This is a genomic window from Streptomyces sp. NPDC107528 (assembly GCF_055639295.1).
In genome coordinates this window covers 169,872-195,341 of record NZ_JBVKAV010000016.1, presented here as the reverse complement: position 1 = coordinate 195,341, position 25,470 = coordinate 169,872, and the positions used below count along the sequence as shown (strand labels likewise).

The window sequence follows — 25,470 nt, the reverse complement described above, 5'->3', positions numbered from 1 at the left end:
TTCGCTCTTACCCGGCTCGGGTGAATCTCTTACCTTCGGCCGCAGTGGTACAGACCATGGCTACGAAGTGCGATCCTGGGAAGGACCTTCGAAAGGGCGCCTGCGGTTCCCTCGACACCTGTGATCCGCGTCTCAAGTCCTTCCATTTCAGGCGGTGTCCTGACGTATGGTGACTCTACGCCTGTAGCACTGCGGGGACCTTCGGCGCATTTGACGCTGAGGGTCTCTTTTATGTGCGCACCGAATATGTGCGCACCGAAAAAGGAATGACCTGTGGGCCGGGCCCCCGAAGGCGGGGGCGTGGATCCCGGCGGTCGCCGCCCTCCGCTTCGCGACCCGGAGCGGGACTCCCCCCGGGCGTGGGGCCCGGCGGCCGTCCCGCCGGTGCCGGCCGCCCCCCCACCGGGCGCGTGATTCGTATCTACGTCGCTGCGCGTCCCGACCAGCAAGGATCGACCATGGCGTCCAGCCTGACGAAGGACTCGGCCCGCCCGGGCACCCCCGGCTCCGAGAAGACCTTCTTCGGCCACCCCCGCGGACTGGCCACCCTCTTCATGACCGAGATGTGGGAGCGGTTCTCCTACTACGGCATGAGGGCTCTGCTCCCGCTGTACCTGGTCGCTCCGGGCGGCCTGCACCTCGACGCGGCGACGGCGACCGCGATCTACTCCGTGTACGTGTCGCTGGTGTACCTGCTCGCCATGCCGGGCGGCTGGTTCGGCGACCGCGTCTGGGGTCCGCGCAAGACGGTCGCCATCGCCGGCGGAATCATCATGCTGGGCCACCTCACGCTGGCCCTGCCCTCCTCCGGCACCTTCTACGCCGGTCTCGGCCTGGTCGCGATCGGCTCGGGTCTGCTGAAGGCCAACATCTCGACGATGGTCGGCCACCTCTACGACGGACCGGACGACCCGCGCCGCGACGGTGGCTTCACCGTCTTCTACATGGGCATCAACCTCGGTGCCTTCGCGGCCCCGCTGATCATCGGCACCATCGGTGAGAGCGTCAACTGGCACCTGGGCTTCGCGCTTGCCGCACTCGGCATGGCGCTGGGTCTCGCCCAGTTCCTGCTCGGCTCCCGCCACCTGGCGGAGCGCTCCAGCGTCGTCCCGACGCCGCTGTCGGCGGAGGAGAAGGCCTCCACGCTGCGCAAGGCGGGGATCTGGGCCGGTATCGCGGTCGTCTTCTACGCGATCGTCGGCTTCTCCGGCAACTACACGCTGAACTGGATCCTGGTCCCGCTGACCCTGCTCGGCGTGATCATCCCGGCCATGGTGCTGATCCGCATCAAGCGCGACAAGGACCTGGACCGTCCCGAGCAGTCGAAGATGTCCGCGTACATCTGGTTCTTCGTCGCCGCGGCCGTGTTCTGGATGATCTACGACCAGGGCGGCTCGACCCTGTCGCTCTTCGCCGACTCCTCCGCCGAGAACAGCGTCTTCGGCTGGGGCTTCCCGGTCTCCTGGTACCAGTCGGTCAACCCGGTCCTGATCATGGCGCTGGCCCCGGTCTTCGCCTGGTTCTGGCTCGCGCTGAACCGGCGCGGCAAGGAGCCGAGCACGATCGTGAAGTTCGCCTCCGGCCTGGTGCTGGTCGGCGCCTCCTTCTTCCTCTTCCTGGCCCCGCTGACGATCGCCGAGGGCGGTCACAAGGCGGCCGCGATGTGGCTGGTGGCGATCTACTTCACGCAGACCGTCGGTGAGCTGCTGCTCTCCCCGGTGGGCCTGTCGGTGACGACGAAGATGGCGCCCGCGAAGTACGCCTCGCAGATGATGGGCGTCTGGTTCCTGGCGGTCACCGCGGGTGACGCCACGACCGGTCTGCTCTCCATCTTCGGGGTCGACCTGAACAAGACGAACATCGTCGCCCTGGAGGCCACGCTCGCCGTGCTCGCCGGTGTGGCGGTGTGGATGTACCGCAAGAAGGTCAAGGAGCTCATGGGCAACGTCCGCTAGGGCGCTGCCGGAGCCGCCGGAGGCCGTCGCACCGAGGGTGGTGCGGCGGCCTCCGGCTTTTTGCGGGTCGGCTCAGTTCGGTATCTCGTCGCGTCGTACGGCAGCGACGAAGGAGGCCCAGGCGGCCGCGGGGAGTATCAGGGCGGGGCCGTGGGGGTTCTTCGAGTCGCGGACGGGGACGAGGGGGGTGGGGGTGGGGAGGTTGTCGGCGACTTCGAGGCACGCGCCGCCGTCGGGGTTGCTGTAGCTGCTCTTGCGCCACGAGGCTCCGGCCAAAAAGTCGTCGGAGACCTCGACGCATTCGCCGCCGTCCGGATTGCTGAAGCTGCTCTTACGCCACGTCACGCCGGTCAGGTCGATGGATCGCATCCGCGGAACTGATCAGCTGCGGGCCGGCAGCGCCGCCAAGGGGCCCGCCAACAGCCCTTTCGCGGCACTACCGGCGGAGCGCTACCGCAGACGGCGGCCGGGCATGAACGTGAAGACCGCCCCGCCCAGCAGCAGTGCCGTCCCCGCCACCAGGCCCAGCGCCTTCAGGGACCCCTGGTCCTCCGCGCCGGTCGCCGCCAGGCCGCCGTCCGTCGACGAGCCGTCGGCCGAACCGCCTGCGGAACCGCCCGTCGAGCCGCCGCCGGACGCGCCGCTCGCCTGCTCGCTGGTGTCCAGGGTCAGGGAGACCTCCGACTTGGCGGGTGTGCAGGTCGTCGTCGTGCCGAGGGCCTCGATGGTCAGGACTCCCGGGGAGAGGGTCGACTCGCCGCTCGCGCCCGGCTTGTAGGTGCCCGTGAGGTCGGGGATCTCGATCGGGTCGCCCGACTTGATGGCCTCGGAGTTGGTCGGCCCCTCGACATGGACCGTGCCCTTGTCGGCGCCGCCCAGGGCGACCTCCATCGACGGCTTGACCGAGTCCTTGGGGATGTCGGCGGGGCTGTCCATCACCGACTTCTTGAACTGCACCGTCAGATCGAAACTCCCGCCGTTCTTCTTGGCGTTGATCTGAACCGGCGAGGTCGCCTCCTTGTCACCGATGGGCGTCTTGCACTTGTACGGGACCTGGACCTCCTTGCCCGTGAAGTCGGTCTGGCCGCCGTCGCCGCCCCCGGTGCTGGTACCGCCGCTGTCCCCGCCCGTCGCGCTCTCACTCGGCGCCGGGTCCGTAGGGCTCGACGACCCCGTCGGCAGGCCGGTCGGCACGCTCGTCGGCAGCGTCGGGACGACCGTCGGCAGGCCTCCCGTCGTACCGCCCGAACTCCCGCCCCCGTCCGTCACCTTGATCGTCGCGGCCTTCTGCACCGTCTCCTTCGGCGCGCACTTGGTGTCCGTGGAGATCGGCTTGTTGACGTTGATGTTGTACGCGCCCGGCGTCAGGGTCACCTCACCCGGTGCCGTCAGCTTCAGCTTGCCCTTCATGTCGGACAGCTTCATGTCGCTGCCCTTGGGGATCGCCGGATTCTCCCGAGGCCCCTGCATGGCGACGTCCGCGGTCTGCGCACCGGCCGCCTTCAGCGTGCCCGACGGCTGGACCGTGTTCGCCTGGAGGTCGAGGATGTCGGGGTTCTTGGACGCGGCCTGGACGAACTTCCAGACGATCTCCACCTCGTCGCCGACCTTCGCCTCGGCGGGGGCGGTGATCTCCACCTTCGTGGTGCCCTGGACCGGCGGCAGCCCGGAGATGGCGGGCGGGATGCACTCGGTCGCGTATGCCACCTCCGCGGCCTGGGCGGGCGCGGCGGACACGCCGAGCAGGATGCCCGCGCCGCCGAGCATCAGCGCGACGCCCGCCGCGCCACCTCTTCCCGGGCGTGTCCTCGGGCGCGTTCTCGGGCGTGCCGGTGTGACTCTCCTTCGCTTGCTCACGGGGGTCCCTTCCTGGTCGGAGTCGACGGAGTCGTGGGGCCCGTCGAACTCGTCGGACTGTCGTCGTGCGGTGCGGAGAGCCGACCGGCCGTGCCCGGATCGCTGTCCGGGGTGAACCACGGCAGGGCCGAGGAGGAGGAAGAGGGCAGGGCGTGCCTCGCCTCTTCGCGGGGCTTCAACCCCGGTATGCGCAGGGCCGGTTCGGGCAGCCGGAACCCGCGGCGGCGGGTGGTCTGCCGCGGCCGTACCCGGTCCACGACCGCCAGTCCGACACGGAACACCGCCGCCGGTACGACCAGACAGACCAGGATCCAGAACAGCGTCACGCCCCAGGGCCGGCCCACGCCCCAGGGCTGTTCGGCCATCACCTTGCCGCCGTACTTCAGGGAGACCGTGTAGTCGCCGTGCGCGCCTGCGGCGAGTTCCACCGGCAGCTCGATCCGCGCCTTCCGGCCCGGCTGGATCGTGCCGCGCCACTGCTGTTCCTGCCACTGCGGCGCGAACACGCCGTGGGAGGTGCCGACCTGGAAGACCGGGTTCCTGACGGGTGAGGTGCCGACATTGCCGACCGTGAACACCAGCGTCCGCGCCGGTGGTGCGCCGAACCAGGTGAGCAGGCCGCTCGAACCGTCCAGCCGGGTGTCGGTGAGGACCGACAGGCGTCCGCCGGCCGGCTCCGCGGGCAGCGGCTCGACCGCGTGCCCGGCCACCTGGAAGATCGCGTCGGCCTCGGCCTTCGCCCCGGTCACCGTCGCCACGTGCACCACGCACGGGCACGGCACGGGCGGCTCGGCCACCGGGAGTTTCCGGCTGAAACGTCCGTCCGCGTCGGTCGTGACGGCCCTGCCCTCCGCGTTGGCGCAGGAGTTGGTGCCGCCGCTCACGCCGGTCGACGGCACGGACTGGCCGCAGATCAGGATCATCAGCAGGGTGCGGGCCCGCCAGCCGCTGCCGGTCACGGTGACCGAACCACCTGTCCCTGCCTGCGACTTGGAGAGCTTGACGGTGGGCGGGCCGTCCGCGGCCGACACGTTCACGGCCGTCACCGGCGACAGCAGCGCCAGCATGGCCAGCACGGCCGGCAACACCGCGATCCGCACCCTGGCGTTCACGTCCCCGCTCCCGTCAACTCGGCTTGCTTGTAGGGCTGTTCCGTCTCGACCGAGTCGCCGTCGTCGGGCCTACGTCGCCCTCCATGCCGTACGACGATCAAGGCGCCCACCGCCGCCACCACGAACCCCCCGACTCCGGCCACCGCACCCCACGGCACGAACCGCGCCGACACCCGGGCCGTGTCGCTCGCCCCGCCCGCCGCCGTCACCGTCAGGCGCAGGTCGACCGCGTCGAGCGCGGGCCGGTCGGGCCACGGCTCGGTGAGCTTCGTACGGCTGCCCGGGGGCAGGTCGACGGAGAGGGGGCGTGGGGCACGGTCGAGGAGGCGGCCGAAGACCCCGTCGGCGCGGATCGCGAGGCTCGGGGCGAGGGTGGTCGTACCTCGGTTGACCAGCTCGTATGTGATGCCGTCGGGGTGCACGCGGACGTGTTCGACCGTCAGCGCGGACAGCTCCGGGCCGGTCACGCGCAGGCGGAGCGGGACGGTCCGCGCGCGACCGTCGGTCTCGCGGGCGACGATCTCGCCGGAGCGGTCGCCGGGGGCCGTGCCGGGCGGGACGGTCACGGTGAAGGGAACCTCGGCGCGGGTGCGGGCCGGGACGCGTACCGCGGTGTCGGCGAAGGCGATCGGCACGCCGGTGCCGTGCAGCCGTACGGTGACCGGTTCTTCGCCCCGGTTCGTCACGGACACCGTGTCCTGCTGGACCGTCCCGGGTGCGCCCTCGGCGTAGAAGGACGGCCGTCCGCCGCCCGAGGGCGCGACGGTCCAGGCCTCGGCGGCGGTCGCCACGGGAGCGACCGCGAGGAGCAGCAGCAGGGACAGGCACAGGACACGGACGGCTGACGACATCGGCGGCTCCAGCGGTGATCGGGCGTGAGGTCAGCGGCGTGCCGCCTGACCCCTCCGCGTCAGCCACAGCGCGCCCGCCGCGCCCGCGAGCAGCACCGTGCCACCGAGGGTGCCCAGGGCGATCGCCGAGTCCTCGGGGCCGGTCTGCGGGAGTTCGGCGCCGGAGTCGGTGCCGCCCTGGCCGGAGCCGCCCGTGCTGCCGCCGCCGGACGCCGCCGTCACGTCGAGGGTGAGCGACGGTCCGGGGCTGTTGCCGGGCGTGCACGTGGTCGTCGTGCCGAGCGCCTTGATGGTGAGCACGCCCGCCGTGAAGGTGACCTTGCCGGTCTTCGTCGGGGTGTACGTGCCCGTCAAGTCGTTGATCTTGATGGGGGTGTTGGCGGGGATGGCCTCCTGGTTGGCCGGTCCTGTGACCGCCAGGGTGCCGCTGTCGGCGCCGCCCAGCTTGATGGTGGCGCTCGGGTTCATCGCGCCCTTGCCCAGTTCGACCGGGCTGGACGATACGCCCTTCTGCCACGACATGGTGATCTTGTAGCCGCTGCCGCTCTTGACGCCCTTGATGTCGATGGGCGAGACGGCGCTCTTGTCGCCGATCGGCGTCTTGCAGGCGTAGTTGACGTCGACGACTTCGGCCCGGGCCGCGGGGGCGGCCATCAGCACCGCCGAGCCGGCCAGGGCCGCGGCCGTCGCGAGCGCGGCGGTTCGCTTCTGCTTCGACACGGTCCCCTCATTTCCTGACGGCACATCAGATCGGCCGTCAAGGTACGCCCGGCGCCTTGAGGAGGGAAGAGACGGCGCACGCCGGAGTTGTGACGATCCGGCGTGCGCCGCAGGGGGTTCGAGTGGAGAGCCGACCCCTCAGGGTGACCCTGGGTAACACGGGGTCAGGCCGGGCGCAGCAGCTCGGGCAGGCCCCAGCGCCGCAGCACCTCCGGCACGAGCACCGTCCCGTCGGCCCGCTGGTGCTGCTCCAGGATCGCGGGGAGCAGCCGGCTGGTGGCGAGGCCCGAGGCGTTGAGGGTGTGGACGTACGCCGCCTTGCCGCCACCGGCCGGGCGGTACCGGATACCACCGCGCCTGGCCTGGTACGTGCGGGCGTTCGAAACCGAGCTGACCTCGGTGTACGCGCCCAGGCTGGGCAGCCAGACCTCCACGTCGTAGGTCTTGGCCTGCGCGGGGCTGGTGTCGCCGGCGGCGAGCTTGGTGACGCGATGATGCAGCCCGAGTCCGGCGACCAGCTCCTGCGCACGGGCGAGCAGTTCGAGGTGCGCGGCGTCCGAGTCCTGCGGCAGGGCGAACTGGAACAGCTCCACCTTGTTGAACTGATGCCCCCGCAGTGTCCCGCGCTCCGCCGTGCGGTGGCTGCCGCTCTCCTTGCGGTAACAGGGCGTGTAGGCGACGTACCTGCGCGGCAGCTCGCGCTCGTCGAGCGTCTCGCCGCGATGGAGGTTGACCAGAGCCGTCTCGGCGGTCGGCAACAGGAAGTGGTCGTCGTCCGTCCGGAAGACCTCGTCGGCGAACTTGGGGAACTGCCCCGCCGTATACCCCGCCTCGTACGTCAACAGATGCGGCGGCAGCACGAACTCGTATCCCGCCCGCCGATGCGCGTCCAGGAAGTGATTGAGCAACGCCCACTCCAGCGCGGCGCCCTCCCCGCGGTAGACCCAGTAGCCACGGCCACCGAGCGCGGTCCCCCGCCGATGGTCGACAAGCCCCAGCTCCTGTGCGAGCCGGACATGGTCCCGCCCCTGGAACCCGAGGACGGGCGGCACCCCCACGGTCCGCACGACCTGGTTGCACTCCTTGCCCCCCGCCACCACGTCGTCGTCCGGCAGGTTGGGCAGCGCATCGAGAAACTCCTGATGCCGAACCCCGAGCTCGACCAGCCGAGCCTCCGCCTGCGCCAGCTCATCGGCCAGGGCCTTGGCGGTGGTGTGGAGTTGGGCGGCGGGGGTGCGGGGGTTGTCGACCGGGGGCGGGGTGGGGGGTCGGTGGTCGCCCGCCGGAAGCGAGGCAGCAACCCCATGCCCCTCCACCGCAGGCACGGCAGCGGCCGGGCGCTCGCCCGTCGGGGCCGCGGCAGGGGCCGGGGGCACGGCAGCGCCGCGTTCCCCCGCCAGAGGCTCGGCAACAGCCCGCCCCGGGGCCACTGGGGCCTCGGCGCCGGCCCCGCCCTCCCCCACCGGCGTTCCCTCCCGCCGCAGCGCAGCGATCTCCGTCGAGATGCGGCGGCGTTCGGCGCGTAGGCGTTCCACCGTTGTGCGGGCCTCGCGGAAGGCGGTGTCGAGGGTGAGGAAGGCGGGGATGTCGGGGGCGGCGGCGCGTTTGCGCAGGGCGGCCTGGACCTGGTCGGGGTGGGTTCGGATGAGGGTGACGTCGAGCATGGGGTGTGCTCCGTCCGGTCGGTCGGAGCGGCAGGGGCCGCCCCGGGGTCGTCCCTCGGGGCGTGGGCGAGAGGGTGCTCGCGGTGCCACCACGCCTTCACCGCCGTACGGCGGTCTCGTTCGGGCCCGGTGACGGGGGCCGGCCGGCGGGGCATTTCCTCCCCGCACTCGAGAGTGGATTCACCTGGGTCGTGAGGCCGCTTTCACAGCGAACGGCGGCTCTCTCGGCTCGCGGACCCGGGCTACTCGTCTCCGTCAGCGCGTTGCACGGAGCGTAGAGCGGCGCTGCGGCGGTGCGGAAACGAATTTCCCGCACGGCAGGCCGAACGGGTGACCTACGCCGGTGCTCCCAGCTCCGCCCACACCGTCTTGCCCCCGACCCCCGGCGTCCGCACGACCCCCCAGTCCAGACACAGCCGCTGCACGATGAACATGCCGTGACCGCCGGGACGCCCCGCGCGGTGCGGGGTGCGCGGCGCCGGCTGGCCCGTGCCCTTGTCGGAGACCTCGATACGGATCACCTTGTTGTCGCAGGCGATCCACAGCTCGTCCGGTCCGTCTGCGTGCAGACAAGCGTTGGTGACCAGCTCGGACACGACAAGCAGCACGTCCTCGGCGGCGGCTCGCTGGTCGGCGGTGGCCGCCGGGAGCCAGCCCCACGCGTACAGCGCCTGGCGGGCGAAGTCACGGGCCATCGGGACGACGCCGCTCTGGCCCTCCAGGACCAGCCGGCGGACCTGCCGCCCCGCCGACACCTCGGCGGACTCCACGGACTCCACGGACTCCATGTGCCTCAGGGACCCCACGGTGCCCCCGCCGGGCCCTCCGGCCGCCGGAGCGCCCTCGTCGGAGCCCCCCGTGGCCGGAAGGCCGCTCTCGGACGCCCCCGAAGCGCCGCTGGGCTCAGGGCCGCGGTCGCCCGGCGAGAAAGGCCGGGTGGTGCTCATCAGCGCTTCACCTCACCGATTCACCAGTTCAACGTTCACACGATTCACAAGTCAGTACGTAGAGTCAGTACGCCAGTACACGGTCCTTGCCTGATACGTCGGTCACAGTCCCCCACCCCCGGTGGCCGACATCACAGCCGACGGGTTTCAGGATGTCTCCTGCCCGACCGAGGCGAGGGAACACCCCTGTATTCGGCATGAATGATGTGACGTCTGATGCAGGGCCGGACGCGAGGGGTCAACCCGCCCCGTCGGCCTCGTCGGCCAGGGCGGCGTCGAGCGAGTCGTGGACCGTGAAGACGGCCTCGGCACCCGTGATCTCGAACACGCGTGCGACCACGGGCAGCATCCCCGCGAGATGCACGCCGCCACCGGCGGCCTCCGCCTTCAGTCGCGCGCCGAGCAGTACGTTCAGACCCGTGGAGTCACAGAACTCGAGCCGCGAGCAGTCGACGACCAGCCGACTGAAGCCCCTCTCGAGGCAATCCTCGAGTGGCTCACGCAACAAATCGGCGGTGTGGTGATCCAACTCACCTGCCGGGGTCACGACGGCGCTGGCGCCCTCTTCCCGCACCTCGACCAGAAGTCGGCCAGACTGTGCGCTGCCGACCGTGCCGCGGTCCATGCCGTCTCTCACTCCCGACGTCGTGGCTGCTGACTGACGCTCCCGAACACTACGCCTTCCCTACGCCTCCCAACACCCGAACATCCACCCAGAATCGGACATTTCGGACCAGAGCGCACTTGCGGTGGGCTCCCGAAAGCGGGTAGGGCTAGTAGAGACACGTAACCGACTCGGCCGGCTTTGGAGGCGCCGCACACCGCAGTGCACGCAGGCTTCGGCAGCCGTATGCCGAGAACGATGGAGGACATCATGTCACCCCGGCTCGACGCATCGCATACCCAGAGGGCGACGTCGGCATCCCGACCGGAACAGCTGGATCCCATCGAGTTGAGCAATGACGTACGCCCCGGACAGGACTTCGGTCAGGAGTTCGGTCAGGACGACGCGCTCGCCGGGCTTCCGGAGATCCCCCCGTACGACGAGGTGGGGCCGGTGGACGCGCGGGCCCTGTCCAAGACCCTCTTCGAGCGGCTGGAGTCGCTGGAGGAAGGGACCCATGAGTACTCGTACGTCCGCAACACGCTCGTCGAACTCAACCTCGCGCTGGTCAAGTTCGCCGCCTCCCGCTTCCGCTCGCGCAGCGAGCCGATGGAGGACATCATCCAGGTCGGCACCATCGGCCTGATCAAGGCGATCGACCGCTTCGAACTCAGCCGCGGCGTGGAGTTCCCCACCTTCGCGATGCCGACCATCATCGGTGAGATCAAGCGCTTCTTCCGCGACACGTCGTGGTCGGTGCGGGTACCGCGTCGGCTTCAGGAGCTCCGGCTCGACCTGGCCAAGGCCGGGGACGAGCTGGCCCAGAAGCTCGACCGCGCCCCCACCGTGGCCGAACTGGCGGAGCGCCTCGGTCTGACCAACGACGAGGTCGTCGAGGGCATGGCGGCGTCGAACGCGTACACCGCCTCGTCGCTGGACGCCCAGCCCGAGGAGGACGACGCCGAGGGCGCGCTGGCCGACCGGATCGGCTACGAGGACCACGGCATCGAAGGCATCGAGTACGTCGAGTCCTTGAAGCCGCTCATCGCCGAACTGCCGCCCCGGGACCGGAAGATCCTGTCCCTGAGATTCGTCGCGGGCTTGACCCAGTCGGAGATCGGCGACGAACTCGGCATCTCGCAGATGCATGTGTCGCGGCTGCTGTCGCGGACGTTGATCCGGCTCCGGAAGGGGCTGACGGTCGAGGAGTGACCGATCCAGGAGTGGCGTCTCCTCCACGCTGACCTGCGCTGTGCCCGGTGCCCTGCCGAATTCCGTCGGCGGGACACCGGGCACAGCGCGTTCCGGGACCGGGAGCGTCCCGCCCCGCCGTGCATGGGCGACTCACGGGTTACCCACGGAAACCCTTTCCCCAGGGCTTCCCTTCCTCCACTATGAGCCGTCATACCCGCCGGTAGGTAGGACTCCGCAGCGGGTCGCACGGCTGCAAGGAGGCAGGCGGATGGCTCGGCCCGACGACGGTGGGGACCGTGACCGCGGGGGCAGTGACCCCGGTATTCACGCGGGCGCGTCCGACGCACGGCTCACCGAACTGCTGCGCGCCGACACGGCCACCGCGTATCCGGCCCTCCAGGAGCTGCGCGCCCGCCATCACGCGCCCGTCCTCGCCTACGCCCGCCTGTGCACACCGAACGACTCCATGGCCCGGCAGTTGGCGGCCCAGGCGTTCGCCCTGGCGGCCCGTCAGACGGCGCGCGGCATCGACCCCGGGCTGCCCTGGCGGCACCAACTGCTCATGCTGACCGCCCGGCTGGCCGGGACCTGGGCGATGGACGAGCGGGCTGCGGGCCTCGACGCGGGACTGCTGCTCGTGCTGAACACGGCCGGCCCCTCCGGCCCGGTCCCGCCGATGCTGACGGCGTTCCAGACCTTGCCGTCCCGCGCCCAGGGCCTGATCTGGTACGGCCTCGTGGAGCAGGAGCCGGCGGACCGCACGGCCGGTCTCCTCGGCCTCACCCGCGAGGACGTCACGTACGGCACGGACCCGGCGTTCCAGCAGCTGGCCCGGACCTGCCTGCGCGCCCGTCTCACCGCCTCCGACGACCCCGACTGCTCCGACTTCGGCCGCCTCATCGAGGAGTCCGTACGGCCGGACAGTCCCCGCGACAGCGCCGATCTGCACGCCCACATGGCGCGCTGCCCGCACTGCACGACGGCGTACGAGGAACTTTCGGCGCTGCGGGACTCGCCGCGCGCGGCGCTGGCGGAGGGGCTGCTGCCGTGGGGCGGGACGGCTTATGCGGCCGGCGCTGCGGGAGAGCGCGAGGGAGTGCTGCGCGAGGGAGTGCTGCGTAGGGGCGTGCGGCGCGGGAGTGCCGCCCGGGGGGCCGCCCGGTTTGCCGCGAAGAGGAGTTGGCCGGGGCCCGGATGGCCTTCCGATCGTCGCCGGGTGGTGCTGGTGTCGGCGGCGCTCGGGGTGGCGTTGCTGCCGCTGGTGGCGTTCCTGGTGGCCCAGGGAGGGTCGTCGTCGCAGGATCCGGTGGGTGCGGTCGGCACGCCGGTGAGCGTGCCGCCGGTGGCGGTCACGGTGACGGCCACCGTGTCGGCGACGCCGTCGGCCTCGTCGCCCTCGCCGTCACCGTCACCGTCGCGGAGCTCCAAGTCGCCGTCGCCCACGAAGAGTGCGACGCCGACGAAGACGGCCCGGCCCAAGCCGCCGCCCTCCCCCACGTACCCGCCGAGCGGCACGTATGCCCAGGTCGTGAACGTCGCCTCGGGGCTGTGTCTGGACGTGGGCGGGGCCTTCTTCAACGGGACCGATGTGATCACGGCTCCCTGCACGTCGTCCGGCACCCAGCGCTGGCGGGTCGACGCGGATCGCGGTGTGCTCCAGTCGTCCGCCGATCCCGACTTCTGCCTGGACAGCCGGGGTTCGACGGACCGGGGCGTCGGGGTCTGGACGTGCGACTCGGTGGAGGGGCGCAACGGTCAGAACCTGATGTTCGTGGTGGACGGCGACGGCGTGATCCGTCCTGCCATCGCCTTCGGGACGGCGGTGACCCCGGCGGGGGGTGCCGGGGACGGGCTGTCGCTGGAGTCGGTGAGCGGGGGCGGCGGGCAGCGCTGGAAGGCGGGGGCCGCCTAGCCCGGGTGCAAGGGCCCCGGGCCGGGCGCCCCTTCGGTCTCAGGCCTCGCGCACGCCCCGTCGCCACACCTCGCTGACCAGCGGTACGCCCGGCCGGTAGGCCAGGTGCACATGGCTCGGTGCGTCGAGCAGGAGCAGGTCGGCGCGGGCGCCCGTGGTGAGGCGGCCGATGTCGTCGCGCCTCAGGGCCGCCGCGCCGCCCGCGGTGGCCGACCAGATCGCCTCGTCCGGGGTCATCCCCATGTCCCGTACCGCGAGCGCGATGCAGAAGGGGACGGAGGAGGTGAAGGACGAGCCCGGGTTGCAGTCGGTGGACAGGGCGACGGTGGCGCCCGCGTCGAGGAGCCGGCGGGCGTCGGGCCACTGGGCGCGGGTGGAGAACTCGGCGCCGGGGAGGAGGGTGGCGACCGTGTCGCCGTTCGCGAGGGCGTCGACGTCCTCGTCCGTGAGGTGGGTGCAGTGGTCGGCGCTGGCGGCGTCCAGTTCGACCGCGAGTTGCACGCCGGGGCCGTAGGAGAGCTGGTTGGCGTGGACGCGGGGGTGCAGGCCCTTGGCCTTGCCCGCGGTGAGGATCTCCCGGGCCTGGTCGCCGTCGAAGGCGCCCTTCTCGCAGAAGACGTCGATCCAACGGGCGTACGGCGCACAGGCGTCGAGCATCTCGCCGGTGACGAGGGCGACGTAGGCGGCCGGGTCGTCGGCATGGTCCGGGGAGACGATGTGGGCGCCGAGGAAGGTGACCTCGTCGGTGTGGGCGGCGGCGATGCGCAGGGCGCGGGCCTCGTCCTCGACCGTCAGGCCGTAGCCGGACTTGGTCTCGAAGGTCGTGGTGCCCTGGCGCAGGGCCTCGGCGAGGTAGTGCGTGAGGTTGCGCTCCAGATCCTCGTCGCTCGCCGCCCGGGTGGCCGCGACGGTCGTGCGGATGCCGCCGGCGCTGTACGGCCGCCCCGACATCCGGGCGTTGAACTCCTGCGTGCGGTCGCCCGCGAAGACGAGGTGCGAGTGGGAGTCCACGAAGCCTGGGACGACCGCCCGGCCACCGGCGTCGACCCGATTGTCAGTGGCGGGTGCTTTGCTTTGATCACCGGTCCACGCGATGCGGTCGCCCTCGATGACGACGGCCGCGTCCTGGATCAGTCCGAGGGGGGAATTGTCACCGAGGGAGGGGTCGTTGGTGACCAGGGCGGCGATGTTGGTGATGAGCGTGCTTGCGCTGCTCGCGGAGTGGGCGGGGCTGACGGTCGTCGCGTTGCTCATGGCGTCCTTGGTGGCCTGGTCGGCGGTGGGGTCGGGTTCGGGGGCCCAGGCGGGCCGCGCGGGTGGGCGGCCCCGTGTCATCCGCGCAGGGCTTCGACGGCGTCCGCGAGGGCTTGCGGCACATCCGGTACGAGGGAGTGGGCCCCGTCCCGTACGACGTGCCGGCCTCCCACGACCGTATGCGACACGTCTGCTGCCGACGCAGCGAATACGGCCGTCTCGGCCCCGAGGCGCGGGGGCGGCCCTGCCGTCCTGACCGAGTCGAGCACGATCGTCGTGAGGTCGGCGAGCGCGCCGGGTTCGATGGCGCCCGCGCCGTCCCAGCCGAGGGAGGCGTGGCCCTCGGCCGAGGCCGCCCGCAGAAGGGCCGCCGCCGTCCAGTGACCCCGCGTTCGGGTGCGCAGGCGCTCGTTCAGCTCCATGGCGCGCGCCTCTTCGAGCAGGTCGATCACGGCGTGACTGTCGGAGCCGAGGGAGAGCGGGGAGCCGGCCCGCTGAAGGGCGACGGCGGGTCCGATGCCGTCCGCCAGGTCCCGCTCGGTCGTCGGACACATGCAGGTGCCGGTGCCGCTGCCGCCGATGAGGGCGATGTCCTCCTCGGTGAGGTGGGTGTTGTGGACGCCGGTGGTGCGCGGCCCGAGGACACCGTGGTCGGCGAGCAGCCGGGTGGGCGTGCAGCCGTGGGCTTCCCGGCAGGCGTCGTTCTCCGCGGTCTGCTCGGACAGGTGCACATGCAGCGGGGCTCGCCGCTCCTCGGCCCACTGAGCCACGGTCGCCAACTGGTCGGCGGGCACGGCCCGTACGGAGTGGATCGCCGCCCCGATCCGTGCGTGATCTTGGTCCTTGAGAACTGAACAGCGTTCGGCCCAGGCCTCCGCGCTGCCGTCCGAGAAGCGGCGCTGGTGGGCGTTGGGGGGCTGTCCGAAGCCGGACGACAGGTAGACGGTGTCGAGGAGGGTGATGCGGATGCCGGCGTCGGCGGCGGCCTCGATGAGGGCCTCGCCCATGGCGTTGGGGTCGGCGTAGGGGGTGCCGCCCGGCGTGTGATGCACGTAGTGGAACTCACCGACCGACGTGATCCCCGCCAGCGCCATCTCCGCGTACACCGCGCGGGCGAGGTCGCGGTAGGTCTCGGGGGTCAGCCGGTCGGCGGTGGCGTACATGACCTCGCGCCAGGTCCAGAAGGTGCCGGAGCCGACCTGGACCGTGGAGCGCAGGGCGCGGTGGAAGGCGTGGGAGTGGGCATTGGAGAGGCCGGGGAGCGTCAGGCCGCGGAGGGCCTCCGCGCCCGGCGGCGGAGTCTTTGTGCCGGTGCGGACGGCGGTGATGCGGCCGTCCGCGACTTCGACGGCCACGCCCGGCTCGACATGAGTGCCGAGCCAGGCGTGTTCCAGCCAGTAGGTACGGGTCTGCTGGGTGGGCGTCACGTGCAGGCCAGTCCTTCCAGAACGTCGGCGAGGGCGATGACTCCGGCCACGCAGTCGTCCTCGGCGGCGAACTCGGCCGGGGAGTGCGAGACGCCCGTGGGGTTGCGTACGAACAGCATGGCGGTCGGAATGCTCCCGGACAGGATCCCGGCGTCGTGTCCGGCGCCGGTGCCCAGGACGGGGACCTTGAGCTCGGGTTCCCTCTCCTGGCCGAGGATGCGGGCGAGTTCGTCGCGCAGGGCGTGGTCGAACTCGACGACGGGCGTGAAGGACTCGCGGACGACGTCGAGGTCGATGCCGTGGGCTGCCGCGTACTCACGGGCCGCCTTCTCGATGCCGCCGACCACGCGGTCCAGGCTCGCCTGGTCCTCGGCACGGGAGTCGAGCCAGCCGCGCACCAGGGACGGGATGGCGTTGACGCCGTTGGGCTCGACGCTGATCTTGCCGAAGGTGGCGACGGCACCGGCGAGTTCGGCCTCGCGGCGGGCGGCGAGCACGGTCTCGGCGTACGACAGCATGGGGTCGCGCCGGTCCACGAGCCGGGTGGTGCCCGCGTGGTTGGCCTCGCCCCGGAAGTCGAACCGCCACCGGCCGTGCGGCCAGATGGCGCTGGCGATGCCGACCCGGTCGCCGGACAGGTCGAGGGCACGGCCCTGCTCGACGTGCAGCTCGACGAAGGCCCCGATGCGGGCGAGCCGCTCCGGATCGGCGCCGATGGTGTCGGGGTCGTAGCCGGCGGCCTCCATGGCCCGGGGCAGGCTGACCCCCTCGCCGTCGGTCAGCTTGTGGGCGCCCTCGACGGTGAGCTGCCCGCCGGTGAGCCGGGACCCGACACAGGCGAGCCCGAACCGTGCGCCCTCCTCGTCGCCGAAGTTGACGATGGCGAGGGGCTTGGTGAAGTCGGCGCCCCTGCCGCGCAGTTCATCGAGGGCGGCGAAGGAGGACACGACGCCGAGGGGGCCGTCGAAGGCGCCCCCGTCCGGTACCGAGTCCAGATGCGACCCGGTGACGACCGCGTCCCCGGCGGCGGGGTCCCCGAGCCAGGCCCACTGGTTCCCGTTGCGGTCGACCTCGTAGTCGAGCCCCCTCGCCTCGGCCTGCTCCTTGAACCAGGCCCGGCATTCGAGGTCCACACCGGTCCAGGCGAAACGCCGGTAGCCGCGGGAGGCGGGGTGCCGGCCGATGGGGAGCAGGTCACGCCACATGGAGTGGAAGGAGCTGCCCTGCACGGCCGAACCGGCACCCGGCGACGAGACCTCAGTCCCCACCGAAGAGTTGCCGTGCCCGCCCGAATGCTGGGTCACGCGTCGTCACCTTCGCGCATCGGGACGCGGACGCCCCGCTCGTCGGCGACCGACTCCGCGATGTCGTACCCGGCGTCGACATGCCGGATGACGCCCATCCCGGGGTCGTTGGTGAGGACGCGACGAATCTTCTCACCGCCGAGCTTCGTGCCGTCGGCCACCGTGACCTGCCCGGCATGGATGGACCGTCCCATCCCCACGCCGCCTCCGTGGTGGATGGACACCCACGACGCGCCGGACGCCACGTTCACCATGGCGTTCAGCAGCGGCCAGTCGGCGATCGCGTCGGACCCGTCGAGCATGGCCTCGGTCTCACGGTAGGGAGAGGCGACGGAACCGCAGTCGAGGTGGTCGCGCCCGATGGCCAGCGGCGCGGCGAGCTCACCGGACGCCACCATGTCGTTGAAGCGCTCGCCGGCCTTGTCCCGCTCGCCGTAGCCGAGCCAGCAGATGCGGGCGGGCAGTCCCTGGAAGTGCACGCGCTCGCCGGCCATCTTGATCCAGCGGGCAAGGGACTCGTTCTCCGGGAACAGGTCCAGGATCGCCTTGTCGGTCTTGGCGATGTCGGCCGGGTCGCCCGAGAGGGCAGCCCAGCGGAAGGGGCCCTTGCCCTCGCAGAACAGGGGGCGGATGTAGGCCGGCACAAAGCCGGGGAAGGCGAACGCCCGGTCGTAACCGGCGAGTTGGGCCTCGCCGCGGATCGAGTTGCCGTAGTCGAAGACCTCGGCGCCGGCGTCCATGAAGCCGACCATGGCCTCGACGTGCTTGGCCATGGACTCGCGGGCCCGGGTGGTGAAGCCGGCCGGGTCCTTGGCCGCGTAGGAGGCCATGTCGTCGAAGTCGACGCCGACCGGCAGGTACGCCAGCGGGTCGTGCGCCGAGGTCTGGTCGGTGACGATGTCGATGGGGGCGCCCATCGCCAGGAGCTGCGGGAGCAGTTCGGCCGCGTTGCCGAGGACGCCGATGGACAGCGGACGGCGGGCGTCGCGGGCCTCGGTGGCCAGCTGCAGGGCGTGGTCGAGGGAGTCGGCCTTCACGTCGAGGTACCGGTGCTCGATGCGCCGCTCGATGGCACGCGGGTCGCAGTCGACGCAGATCGCGACGCCGTCGTTCATGGTCACGGCGAGCGGCTGGGCACCGCCCATGCCGCCGAGGCCGGCGGTGAGGGTGATCGTCCCGGCGAGAGTGCCGTTGAACTTCTTCGCGGCGACGGCGGAGAAGGTCTCGTACGTGCCCTGGAGGATGCCCTGGGTGCCGATGTAGATCCAGGAGCCGGCCGTCATCTGGCCGTACATGGTGAGGCCGAGGGCCTCCAGGCGGCGGAACTCCTCCCAGTTGGCCCAGTCGCCGACGAGGTTGGAGTTGGCGATGAGGACGCGCGGGGCCCACTCGTGGGTCTGCATGACGCCGACGGGCCTGCCGGACTGGACGAGCATCGTCTCGTCCTGCTTCAGGCCCTTCAGCGTGCGCACCATCGCGTCGAAGGAGCGCCAGTCGCGGGCGGCCTTGCCGGTGCCGCCGTAGACGACGAGCTTGTCGGGGTGCTCGGCGACCTCGGGGTCGAGGTTGTTCTGCAGCATCCGCAGGGCGGCTTCCTGCTGCCATCCCAGGGCACTCAGTTCCGTACCGCGCGGTGCTCGGACGGGGCGGGGTCCTGACATGGTCTGCCTCCCAGCGGACTGTGACTGCGAACTGTTGAGGTGGGTATTCACATCCTGGCCGCCTGAATAGAACTAGTCAATACATCCGTGCGCCAGCATCGGCGCGTCCCGGATGTTTGGCTGGATGCATGGGCTCGTACGACGACGTGACGGGGGACGACGGCATGACGGGGGATGTTGTGGGCAACGGAGCGGGCAGCGGAGCCGGGATCCCGGCGTCCGACGCCGAGCGGGTGGCCCGGCGGGACGAGGCGGTGCGGGCTGCCGTGGAGCAGGGGCTGCTCGGGCCCGGCTCCCCGATCGTCGGTCTGCTGGACGTGACCGGTATCCGGGAGTCCGCGGCGGCGCTGCGGGCGGCGTTCGACGCGGCGGTGGCGCCGGGCACGCCCGTGCTGCACGCCTTCGCGGTGAAGGCGACCCCGCTGGTGGCGGTGCTGCGGCTGCTGCGCGAGGAGGGCGTCGGCGCGGAGGTGGCGAGCCCGGGTGAGCTGGCGCTGGCGCGGGCAGCGGGGCTGGGCCCGGAGATGACGGTCCTGGACTCGCCCGCCAAGACGCCGGCCGAGCTGCGGGAGGCGCTGGCGCTGGGCATCGCCGTCAACGCGGACAACCCGCAGGAGCTGGACCGCGTCGACGCCCTGATGAGGTCGGCGGCCAGCCGCTCTCCGCTCGGGATCCGGGTGAACCCGCAGGTCGGCGGGGGTTCCATCGAGGCGACGTCCACGGCCACGGCCACGTCGAAGTTCGGGGTGGCGCTGCGCGACGAGGGGGCGCGGGAGTGGGTCGTGCGGGCTTATCAGGACCGCCCGTGGCTGACGCGGCTGCATGCGCACACCGGCTCGCAGGGCATCCCGCTGTCGCTCATGGCGCAGGGGGTCGCGGAGGCGTATGCCCTCGCCGAGGAGATCAACGGGCGGATCGGGCGGCGGCAGATCGACACGCTCGACATCGGCGGCGGGCTGCCGGTCAACTTCGCGTCGGACGTGACGACACCGACGTATGCGCAGTACGTGCGACTGCTGGGCGAGGCGGTGCCCGGGCTGTTCGACGGGCGGTACGGGCTGGTCACCGAGTTCGGGCGGTCGCTGCTGGCCAAGCACGGGACCGTCGTGGCGCGGGTCGAGTACGCCAAGAGCGCGGGCGGGCGGCCGGTGGCGGTCACGCACGCGGGCGTGCAGGTCGCCACGCGGACGGTGTACGCGCCGGGGAGCTGGCCGCTCAGGATCGCCGCGTACGACGGCAAGGGACGCGCGAAGGGGGGTCCGGCCGTGGTGCAGGACGTGGCCGGGCCGGCCTGCTTCTCGGGGGACCTGCTGGCCGAGGGCGCCGCGCTGCCGCTGCTGGAGCAGGGGGACTTCGCGGCGGCGCTGGACACGGGGGCGTACTACTTCGCGCACCACTACGCGTACAACTCGCTCGCCCGGCCCGGCATCCACGGTTTCGTGCCGGACGGGGCCGGGGGCATCGCCTTCGCCACCGTGCGCGAGCCGCAGACGCCCGAAGAGATCGTGGCCGAATCGGGAGGGGCGCACGCGGACTCGCTCACCACCCTGGCCACGCCGGGGCGCCGTTGACGTAGGTCAACACGCAGCAGTACGCCATATGCGATCAAGCCACGTGAAAACAGGGTCAGTTGACCCACCCTAGTCACTCGGCGCATGTTCCACTGGAAAATGCCCGAACGCTCACTCGCCGCACACACGTTGCGTAGTTTGGCGGTCACTCAGCCGGACCCCGAGGCGGGAGGGGAGCGACGGTGCCCGGAATCGACGAGTGCTTGCTGGAGACGATGCGGCTGCCAGGTGCGCGTGGTGCTGCATTGATCGACTGGACGAGCGGGCTGGCCCTGGGCACGGTGGGCGATCCTCCGGGCGGCGACCACGAGACGGCGGCCGCCGAGGCGGCGGAGCTGGCACGGCTGGCCGCCGAGCAGCACGCCTTCGGGCCGGAGGACGGCTCCGACGCCACGGATCCGCCCGTCGAGGACGTGATCCTCAGCAACCGGGACAGCTATCACGTGCTCCGGTTCGTGCCGACGACGTTCGACAGCAGTGTGTTCCTGTACCTGTGGCTGGCCCGCGCGGACGGCAATCTCGCGCTGGCCCGCATCCGGCTCGGCGAGATGGCCGAACGGCTGGTGCTGAGATGACCGTGGTCACACCACCACCGCAGCTGCCGGTACGGGACCGGCAGACGGCGCACCAGCGGGCCGGCGGGGTCTCCCCGATGCTGACCCGCCTCGCGGACGAGCGGGCCACCGGCGTCCTGGACCGCGAGCACGGCACGCTCCATCTCGCCGAAGGCCGGGTGGTGCACGCCGAGAGCCCGCTCGCTCCCGGTCTCGACGAGCTCCTCACGGCCCACGGCATCCTCGGCTCCGAGGCCTGGCGGGACGCCGAGGACAGCGCCGACGAGGGGCGGCTGCTGCGGCACGGGGTCACGCCGGGGGCGCTGGAGCTGGCGCAGGTGAGCGCGCTGTACGACGCGGCGTACTTCGCGCTCGCGCCGAGCAGCACACCCGGCCGCTTCCGCTACGGCACCGCGCACTGGCTCGCCTCCGTGCATCCCGTGCCGGTCGTCGCCGTGGAGCGCGAGACGCTGCGCCGCCGGGCCCTGCTGCTGCGCCTCTGGCCCGACCCGGCGACGGACAGCGCGCCCCTGATCCGGGCCGACCCGGTCGCGGCGCCCGCGGTGCCGCCCCGGCAGGCCGCCGTACTCGCCCGGGTGGACGGCGTACGACGGGCCACGGACATCGCGCGGGAGCTGGGCCGGCCGGCGTTCCACACGCTGGTGCACATACGGCGGCTGGCCGCGGCGGGGCTCGTGGCCCCGCAGCCGCCGCCCGCCGTCGAAGACCCCCCGTCCGACACAGCCGATCCCTACGTCGCGCTGCTGAAGAGGGTCAGGGATGCGCTGGAGGCCCTTTGACCGCAAACCCTTCGAGGACCGCGAGCCGCCCGGGCCGCCCGAGCCGCGGCGCCCGCCGCAGCGGTCCCGCGCCGAGAGGAGACACCTGATGGCGGCCGAGGCCCCGATACTCGACGAATTCCGCCGGCTCAGAGCCCGCGTGCCCCAGCTGACCGGAGCACTCGCGGCCGGTGTGGACGGCCTCGTCCTCGCCCACGACACCCCCGGCGTCGAACCGGACGGCCTCGCCGCCCTCACCGCCGCCGCGCTCGGCGTCGCGGTGCGGGTCACGGACGCGACCGGCCGGGGCGACTTCCGCGAACTGCTCATGCGCGGCACGGAGGGCTATGTGGCGACGTACGCCGCGGGCCGTACCGCCGTGCTGACGCTGCTCGCCCAGGACGGCGTCAACGTCGGCCGGCTGCACCTGGAGGGCCGCCGCGCGGGGGCCCGTATCGGGGAGCTCGTCGACGCGGAGGCGGCACCTGTGCGCCGCAGCCCTGCCAAGAGCGCCGCCAGGGAGCCCGCCAAACCCATGCCCACCCGCACCAGAACCGCGCGTGCCGCACGCACCGATGCCAACGCGCCTACCACTACTGAAGGTTGAGAGGAACACACGTCATGGCCAACACCGAGACCACGCTGAAGGAATGCCTCGCTTCGATCGAGGGCGCGACCGGGGTCGCGCTCGTCGACTACACCAGCGGCATGGCGCTGGGCACGCTCGGCGGCAGCAAGACCTTCGACCTCAATGTCGCCGCCGCCGGCAACACCGACGTCGTCCGCGCCAAGATGCGCACGATGGAGCACCTCGGGCTGAAGGGCGGCATCGAGGACATCCTGATCACCCTCAGCGACCAGTACCACCTGATCCGGCTGATCGCCGGGCGCGGGGGCAACGGTCTCTTCCTGTACCTGGTCCTCGACGCCAAGCGCGCCAACCTGGCCATGGCCAGGCACCAGTTGAAGAAGATCGAGGAGGACCTGGAGGTCTGACCTACACGAGCGCCGCGGTGCGGCGGCGGGCTCCCCCGGGGGCCGCGTCGCCCGCGGCGACACCCGTGGTGCGGTAGCCCTTCACGGCCTTGCCCGCGGGGCGGCCGCCCCGGCCGTCGAGCCAGTCGACCCGCACCCACAGCAGGGCGTTCTCGGCCCGCTCCAGCCGTCCGAGCCACGCGGCCTTGAGCCGGAGCCCCGCCCCGCACCCCGCCAGCAGCAGCCCGCCGGCCGCCGGCACCGCGAACGCGCTGCCCAGCGCGGCGAGGAAGGCCGGCAGCAGCCACCATCGGTGGCCCCGGCGCCAGTTGCGCGCGGCCACCGCACGGTCCTGGAGCACATCGTGCTTTCCCGCGCGGGCCGCCGAGCGGGCCAGGGCCGTGTACCGCTTGCGGCGTACGCAGGCGACCACGGCCGCCGCGACGATGAACAGCGCGGCGCCGGCCAGGGCGCCGATCCTGCGCCCCGTGAGGCCCGGCACCAGCGCCCCGATGCCCGCCGCGAACACGCCGAGCCACCACAACGGCACCGCCCCGGCCCGTACGACGACGGCCACCCGAGCCAGCCCCTGCCCTCCACCGCGTGCCACGTCCGCCTCCTGTCTCAGCACTGTCCAGCCGCTGTGCGCGCACGCTAGCCAGCCAACGTGAGACGAGCCTTAAGAAGCTCTCAGGAACTCACTCGACGAACAGCCCCCGGGCCGCCGCCCGTGCGTCGAACTCCTCCAGCCGCGCCTGCGCGTCCGGCAGGTCGTCGGCCATCGCCTCCAGCAGGACCCGGCCCAGCAGCATCGGCGCGCAGGCCGTGTCGAAGGCGAGGCCCGTGCCGACGGCGGCGGGCAGCAGCAGGTCGGAGACCTTGGCGACCGGCGCGAAGGCGGAGTCCGCCACCGTCACGACCGTCAGCCCGGCCTCCTTGGCGTACGCCAGGGTGTCCACGACCTCGCGTGGATGCCGGGGCAGCGCGAAGCAGAGCAGGGTGCTCGCGCCGGCCCGTACGGCGGCGTCGATCCGGTCGTGGATCATCGTGCCGCCCTCGTGCAGCAGCCGTACGTCCGGGTGGACCTTGGCGGCGAAGTAGGCGAAGCCGTACGCCTGGGAGGCCGCCGCCCGCAGGCCGAGCACCGGCAGGGGACGGGAGGCCGCGAGCAGGCGTCCGGCCTTCTGCACCGGGCGCGGGTCGGCGAGCACCTCCGCGAGGTGCCGCAGGTTCTCGATCTCGGCCTCGACGGCCTGCTGGTACTCGTTGTACGAGCCCGCGTCCGCCGTCGGCTCCACGGGCGCGACCTCGCGCAGGTGCCTGCGCAGGGCGGGGTAGCCGTCGAAGCCGAGGGCGACGGCGAAGCGGGTCACGGACGGCTGGCTGACCCCGGCCAGCTCGGCCAGCTCCACGCTGGACAGGAACGGCACGTCGGCGGCCCGCCGCACCATGCTGTGCGCGATGCGCCGCTGGGTCGGGGTGAGCCGGTGCCCCTCGAAGAGCGCCTGGAGACGCGCGGCGGGGCTGTCGGCCCCGTGGGGCGCCCCGTGGGACACCCCGTGTGCCGTTCCGCTCGTGGTCCTGTCCGCGCTCATGCGGCGCTCCCCCTCCAGATGTCCGTGAACCGGTCCAGCAGTGCCGCCGCCGCCGTCACGTCGTCGGTGAGCGGACGGTCGGCCAGGTCGTCGTCGAGCACCGACTCGGCCAGCTCCAGCGCCCGGCTCACGCCGAGCTCCGGTTCGGGCCTGAGGCCGCGCAGCCGCAACGCCCGTACGGCGGCGACGAGTTCACAGCCGACGACGAGACGGTACGCGTCGCATGCGCGCAGTGTCTGCCGCGCGGCGAGCGAGGCGAAGCTGGCCTGCTCCTCCACGCCCCGGGAGAGTACAGCGTGGCCGAGCGAGGCGGGGGCCGAGAACGCGCGCAGGTCGCCGAGGGCGGCACCGGCGGCGTACTCCAGGATCATCACGCCGGACGAGGCGGGCTCGTGGTCGGCGAGGAAGGGCTTCAGGCGGGTGTAGGCGGGCTCGTTGAGGGTCGACAGGCGGGACGTCGACAGCCGGGCCACCTGGGTCAGCGCCAGCCTGAAGTGATCGAGTGAGAGGGCCAGTTGGGCCTGGTAGAAGCCGCCGTGGTGGTAGGCGGCCATGTCCTCGGGGGAGATGAGGGGGTTCTCGGCGGCCGCGTTGATCTCGACCGCGAGCACCTGCTCCAGGGCGTCGGCCGCGTCGTGCGCGGGGCCGTGGATCTGCGGCAGGCAGCGGAAGCCGTACGGGTCCTGGAGCCTGCCCAGCGGAGGGGTGGGCCGGTCCTCGGCGCCGATGAACTCCCGCATCTCGCGGGCGACTTCGGAGCTGCCCCGGTGCGGTCGGGCGGTGTGCACGGGAGCGGCGTACGCCTCATGGGAGCCGTCGACGGCGAGCAGCGACAGGGCGGCGACGACCTGGGTGGCGGCGACGAGCCCGCGCAGTTCGTGCAGGGCGAGGGCCGCCTGACCGAGGGTGAGGGCGTTGCTGCTGATGAAGGCGAGGGCGTCGTTGTTGTCGAGCGGCTGCGCCTCGGGGGCGCCGGCGCCCCGCCACGGATGTTCGCCGGCCAGCGCGAGGCCGGTCTGCGCCAGCGCCGCGAGGTCGCCGGTGCCGACCGAGCCGAACTCGTTCACGACCGGGTGGGCACCGCTCTCCAGCGCCTCGCACATGGCCGTGATGACGGTGGGCCTGAGGCCCGCGCCGCCGGCCAGCAATTGGTTGGCGCGTACGGCGAGCATGGCCCGCACCTCCCGGGCGGGCAGCTCCGCACCGATGGCGCCGGCATGGCTGCGCAGCAGGCGCAGGCCGTGCTCGGCGGCGGCCTCGGTGGGCACGTCCTCGTTCCGGTTGGCGCCCACGCCGGTGGAACGGCCGTAGACCCGCCCGGTCGCGGCGATCAGGCGGGCGGCGTCCCAGGACTCCTCGGCCCGCTTCATCGCGTCGGTCGCGGCGACCGGCCGCGCGGCCCCGTCGGCGAGACGGACGACGTCCTCGACGCCGAGCCCGATCCCGTCGAGGACGACCAGGGCGGTGTGCCCGGCAGTCACAGCACTCGGCGCGTCCACGATCCGAGACGACATAAAGCCCAAACTCCCCTCAA

Annotated in this window: 23 protein-coding genes; 8 read left to right on the top strand and 15 right to left on the bottom strand. The window is 72.1% G+C overall.

What is annotated here, in order from left to right:
* Positions 1-458 precede the first annotated feature (458 nt).
* A complete protein-coding gene (locus ACZ7L5_RS40440) occupies positions 459-1,955 on the top strand; it encodes an oligopeptide:H+ symporter (RefSeq protein ID WP_471523540.1) in 1,497 nt (498 codons plus the stop codon).
* A gap of 72 nt (positions 1,956-2,027) precedes the next feature.
* Here the strand turns inward: ACZ7L5_RS40440 and ACZ7L5_RS40435 are convergent, their stop codons facing one another.
* The 8 genes from ACZ7L5_RS40435 to ACZ7L5_RS40400 all read right to left on the bottom strand — a co-directional run bounded on the left by ACZ7L5_RS40435 (position 2,028) and on the right by ACZ7L5_RS40400 (position 9,731).
* Positions 2,028-2,324 (bottom strand): DUF397 domain-containing protein, encoded by a 297-nt coding sequence (locus ACZ7L5_RS40435; RefSeq protein ID WP_471523538.1) that lies wholly within the window; start codon positions 2,322-2,324, stop codon positions 2,028-2,030.
* Between the two features lie 81 nt (positions 2,325-2,405).
* The gene (locus tag ACZ7L5_RS40430) at positions 2,406-3,722 is read right to left on the bottom strand and encodes a hypothetical protein (RefSeq protein WP_471523536.1); all 1,317 of its coding nucleotides are present in this window, start codon (positions 3,720-3,722) and stop codon (positions 2,406-2,408) included.
* Between the two features lie 86 nt (positions 3,723-3,808).
* On the bottom strand, positions 3,809-4,879 hold the full coding sequence (locus ACZ7L5_RS40425; protein WP_471523613.1) for a hypothetical protein: 1,071 nt from the start codon (positions 4,877-4,879) through the stop codon (positions 3,809-3,811).
* A 41-nt stretch (positions 4,880-4,920) separates the two neighbouring features.
* Positions 4,921-5,775 (bottom strand): COG1470 family protein, encoded by an 855-nt coding sequence (locus ACZ7L5_RS40420; protein WP_471523534.1) that lies wholly within the window; start codon positions 5,773-5,775, stop codon positions 4,921-4,923.
* Between the two features lie 30 nt (positions 5,776-5,805).
* Positions 5,806-6,495 (bottom strand): LPXTG cell wall anchor domain-containing protein, encoded by a 690-nt coding sequence (locus ACZ7L5_RS40415; protein ID WP_471523532.1) that lies wholly within the window; start codon positions 6,493-6,495, stop codon positions 5,806-5,808.
* Positions 6,496-6,659: 164 nt separating this feature from the next.
* On the bottom strand, positions 6,660-8,159 hold the full coding sequence (serS, locus tag ACZ7L5_RS40410) for a serine--tRNA ligase (RefSeq protein ID WP_471523530.1): 1,500 nt from the start codon (positions 8,157-8,159) through the stop codon (positions 6,660-6,662).
* Positions 8,160-8,494: 335 nt separating this feature from the next.
* Complete coding sequence (locus ACZ7L5_RS40405; protein ID WP_471523528.1) at positions 8,495-9,106, bottom strand: ATP-binding protein; 612 nt, start codon at positions 9,104-9,106, stop codon at positions 8,495-8,497.
* Positions 9,107-9,344: 238 nt separating this feature from the next.
* Positions 9,345-9,731, bottom strand: coding sequence for an STAS domain-containing protein (locus ACZ7L5_RS40400; protein WP_471523526.1), 387 nt, complete (start codon positions 9,729-9,731; stop codon positions 9,345-9,347).
* Between the two features lie 237 nt (positions 9,732-9,968).
* On the opposite strand from ACZ7L5_RS40400, the gene ACZ7L5_RS40395 reads away from it, so the two are divergent.
* Together ACZ7L5_RS40395 and ACZ7L5_RS40390 are read left to right on the top strand one after the other, a co-directional pair.
* Entirely contained in the window at positions 9,969-10,922 is a 954-nt protein-coding gene (locus ACZ7L5_RS40395; RefSeq protein WP_328884424.1) for an RNA polymerase sigma factor SigF, read from the top strand.
* A 250-nt stretch (positions 10,923-11,172) separates the two neighbouring features.
* Positions 11,173-12,816: a ricin-type beta-trefoil lectin domain protein gene (locus tag ACZ7L5_RS40390; RefSeq protein WP_471523524.1), complete on the top strand. Its 1,644-nt coding sequence runs from the start codon at positions 11,173-11,175 to the stop codon at positions 12,814-12,816.
* Between the two features lie 39 nt (positions 12,817-12,855).
* Here ACZ7L5_RS40390 and hutI read toward each other — a convergent pair whose 3' ends face one another.
* The 4 genes from hutI to hutU all read right to left on the bottom strand — a co-directional run bounded on the left by hutI (position 12,856) and on the right by hutU (position 18,462).
* Positions 12,856-14,151 (bottom strand): imidazolonepropionase, encoded by a 1,296-nt coding sequence (gene hutI, locus ACZ7L5_RS40385; RefSeq protein ID WP_471523522.1) that lies wholly within the window; start codon positions 14,149-14,151, stop codon positions 12,856-12,858.
* Positions 14,148-15,497, bottom strand: coding sequence for a formimidoylglutamate deiminase (locus tag ACZ7L5_RS40380; RefSeq protein ID WP_471523520.1), 1,350 nt, complete (start codon positions 15,495-15,497; stop codon positions 14,148-14,150). The genes hutI and ACZ7L5_RS40380 overlap by 4 nt, the downstream gene beginning before the upstream one ends.
* Positions 15,494-16,702 (bottom strand): allantoate amidohydrolase, encoded by a 1,209-nt coding sequence (locus tag ACZ7L5_RS40375; RefSeq protein ID WP_467480069.1) that lies wholly within the window; start codon positions 16,700-16,702, stop codon positions 15,494-15,496. The genes ACZ7L5_RS40380 and ACZ7L5_RS40375 overlap by 4 nt, the downstream gene beginning before the upstream one ends.
* A 95-nt stretch (positions 16,703-16,797) precedes the next feature.
* Positions 16,798-18,462, bottom strand: a complete 1,665-nt coding sequence (gene hutU / locus ACZ7L5_RS40370) for a urocanate hydratase (RefSeq protein ID WP_471523518.1) — start codon at positions 18,460-18,462, stop codon at positions 16,798-16,800.
* Between the two features lie 128 nt (positions 18,463-18,590).
* Between hutU and ACZ7L5_RS40365 the strand changes: the two genes are divergently transcribed.
* The 5 genes from ACZ7L5_RS40365 to ACZ7L5_RS40345 all read left to right on the top strand — a co-directional run bounded on the left by ACZ7L5_RS40365 (position 18,591) and on the right by ACZ7L5_RS40345 (position 22,362).
* Positions 18,591-20,033, top strand: a complete 1,443-nt coding sequence (locus ACZ7L5_RS40365) for a type III PLP-dependent enzyme domain-containing protein (RefSeq protein ID WP_471523516.1) — start codon at positions 18,591-18,593, stop codon at positions 20,031-20,033.
* A 182-nt stretch (positions 20,034-20,215) separates the two neighbouring features.
* Positions 20,216-20,608 (top strand): hypothetical protein, encoded by a 393-nt coding sequence (locus tag ACZ7L5_RS40360; protein WP_328881191.1) that lies wholly within the window; start codon positions 20,216-20,218, stop codon positions 20,606-20,608.
* A complete protein-coding gene (locus ACZ7L5_RS40355) occupies positions 20,605-21,387 on the top strand; it encodes a transcriptional regulator (protein ID WP_471523514.1) in 783 nt (260 codons plus the stop codon). The genes ACZ7L5_RS40360 and ACZ7L5_RS40355 overlap by 4 nt, the downstream gene beginning before the upstream one ends.
* 88 nt (positions 21,388-21,475) lie before the next feature.
* Positions 21,476-21,973, top strand: coding sequence for a roadblock/LC7 domain-containing protein (locus ACZ7L5_RS40350; RefSeq protein WP_471523512.1), 498 nt, complete (start codon positions 21,476-21,478; stop codon positions 21,971-21,973).
* 14 nt (positions 21,974-21,987) lie between these two features.
* On the top strand, positions 21,988-22,362 hold the full coding sequence (locus tag ACZ7L5_RS40345) for a roadblock/LC7 domain-containing protein (protein WP_471523510.1): 375 nt from the start codon (positions 21,988-21,990) through the stop codon (positions 22,360-22,362).
* A gap of 1 nt (position 22,363) precedes the next feature.
* On the opposite strand, the gene ACZ7L5_RS40340 is transcribed toward ACZ7L5_RS40345, so the two are convergent.
* The 3 genes from ACZ7L5_RS40340 to ACZ7L5_RS40330 all read right to left on the bottom strand — a co-directional run bounded on the left by ACZ7L5_RS40340 (position 22,364) and on the right by ACZ7L5_RS40330 (position 25,450).
* Positions 22,364-22,951 (bottom strand): hypothetical protein, encoded by a 588-nt coding sequence (locus tag ACZ7L5_RS40340; RefSeq protein WP_471523508.1) that lies wholly within the window; start codon positions 22,949-22,951, stop codon positions 22,364-22,366.
* Between the two features lie 88 nt (positions 22,952-23,039).
* Complete coding sequence (locus ACZ7L5_RS40335; RefSeq protein WP_471523506.1) at positions 23,040-23,936, bottom strand: MurR/RpiR family transcriptional regulator; 897 nt, start codon at positions 23,934-23,936, stop codon at positions 23,040-23,042.
* The gene (locus tag ACZ7L5_RS40330) at positions 23,933-25,450 is read right to left on the bottom strand and encodes an aromatic amino acid ammonia-lyase (RefSeq protein ID WP_471523504.1); all 1,518 of its coding nucleotides are present in this window, start codon (positions 25,448-25,450) and stop codon (positions 23,933-23,935) included. Before ACZ7L5_RS40330 ends, ACZ7L5_RS40335 begins: the two co-directional genes overlap by 4 nt.
* Positions 25,451-25,470: the final 20 nt, after the last annotated feature.

What these genes read in the sequence shown, in the direction of transcription:
- ACZ7L5_RS40440 (WP_471523540.1), top strand. Translation starts at nt 459, where the DNA reads ATGGCGTCCAGCCTGACGAAGGACTCGGCCCGCCCGGGCACCCCCGGC.
- ACZ7L5_RS40435 (WP_471523538.1), bottom strand. Translation starts at nt 2,324, where the DNA reads ATGCGATCCATCGACCTGACCGGCGTGACGTGGCGTAAGAGCAGCTTC.
- ACZ7L5_RS40430 (WP_471523536.1), bottom strand. Translation starts at nt 3,722, where the DNA reads ATGCTCGGCGGCGCGGGCATCCTGCTCGGCGTGTCCGCCGCGCCCGCC.
- ACZ7L5_RS40425 (WP_471523613.1), bottom strand. Translation starts at nt 4,879, where the DNA reads ATGCTGGCGCTGCTGTCGCCGGTGACGGCCGTGAACGTGTCGGCCGCG.
- ACZ7L5_RS40420 (WP_471523534.1), bottom strand. Translation starts at nt 5,775, where the DNA reads ATGTCGTCAGCCGTCCGTGTCCTGTGCCTGTCCCTGCTGCTGCTCCTC.
- serS (WP_471523530.1), bottom strand. Translation starts at nt 8,159, where the DNA reads ATGCTCGACGTCACCCTCATCCGAACCCACCCCGACCAGGTCCAGGCC.
- ACZ7L5_RS40405 (WP_471523528.1), bottom strand. Translation starts at nt 9,106, where the DNA reads ATGAGCACCACCCGGCCTTTCTCGCCGGGCGACCGCGGCCCTGAGCCC.
- ACZ7L5_RS40400 (WP_471523526.1), bottom strand. Translation starts at nt 9,731, where the DNA reads ATGGACCGCGGCACGGTCGGCAGCGCACAGTCTGGCCGACTTCTGGTC.
- ACZ7L5_RS40395 (WP_328884424.1), top strand. Translation starts at nt 9,969, where the DNA reads ATGGAGGACATCATGTCACCCCGGCTCGACGCATCGCATACCCAGAGG.
- ACZ7L5_RS40390 (WP_471523524.1), top strand. Translation starts at nt 11,173, where the DNA reads ATGGCTCGGCCCGACGACGGTGGGGACCGTGACCGCGGGGGCAGTGAC.
- hutI (WP_471523522.1), bottom strand. Translation starts at nt 14,151, where the DNA reads ATGACACGGGGCCGCCCACCCGCGCGGCCCGCCTGGGCCCCCGAACCC.
- ACZ7L5_RS40375 (WP_467480069.1), bottom strand. Translation starts at nt 16,702, where the DNA reads ATGTGGCGTGACCTGCTCCCCATCGGCCGGCACCCCGCCTCCCGCGGC.
- hutU (WP_471523518.1), bottom strand. Translation starts at nt 18,462, where the DNA reads ATGTCAGGACCCCGCCCCGTCCGAGCACCGCGCGGTACGGAACTGAGT.
- ACZ7L5_RS40365 (WP_471523516.1), top strand. Translation starts at nt 18,591, where the DNA reads ATGGGCTCGTACGACGACGTGACGGGGGACGACGGCATGACGGGGGAT.
- ACZ7L5_RS40355 (WP_471523514.1), top strand. Translation starts at nt 20,605, where the DNA reads ATGACCGTGGTCACACCACCACCGCAGCTGCCGGTACGGGACCGGCAG.
- ACZ7L5_RS40350 (WP_471523512.1), top strand. Translation starts at nt 21,476, where the DNA reads ATGGCGGCCGAGGCCCCGATACTCGACGAATTCCGCCGGCTCAGAGCC.
- ACZ7L5_RS40345 (WP_471523510.1), top strand. Translation starts at nt 21,988, where the DNA reads ATGGCCAACACCGAGACCACGCTGAAGGAATGCCTCGCTTCGATCGAG.
- ACZ7L5_RS40335 (WP_471523506.1), bottom strand. Translation starts at nt 23,936, where the DNA reads ATGAGCGCGGACAGGACCACGAGCGGAACGGCACACGGGGTGTCCCAC.
- ACZ7L5_RS40330 (WP_471523504.1), bottom strand. Translation starts at nt 25,450, where the DNA reads ATGTCGTCTCGGATCGTGGACGCGCCGAGTGCTGTGACTGCCGGGCAC.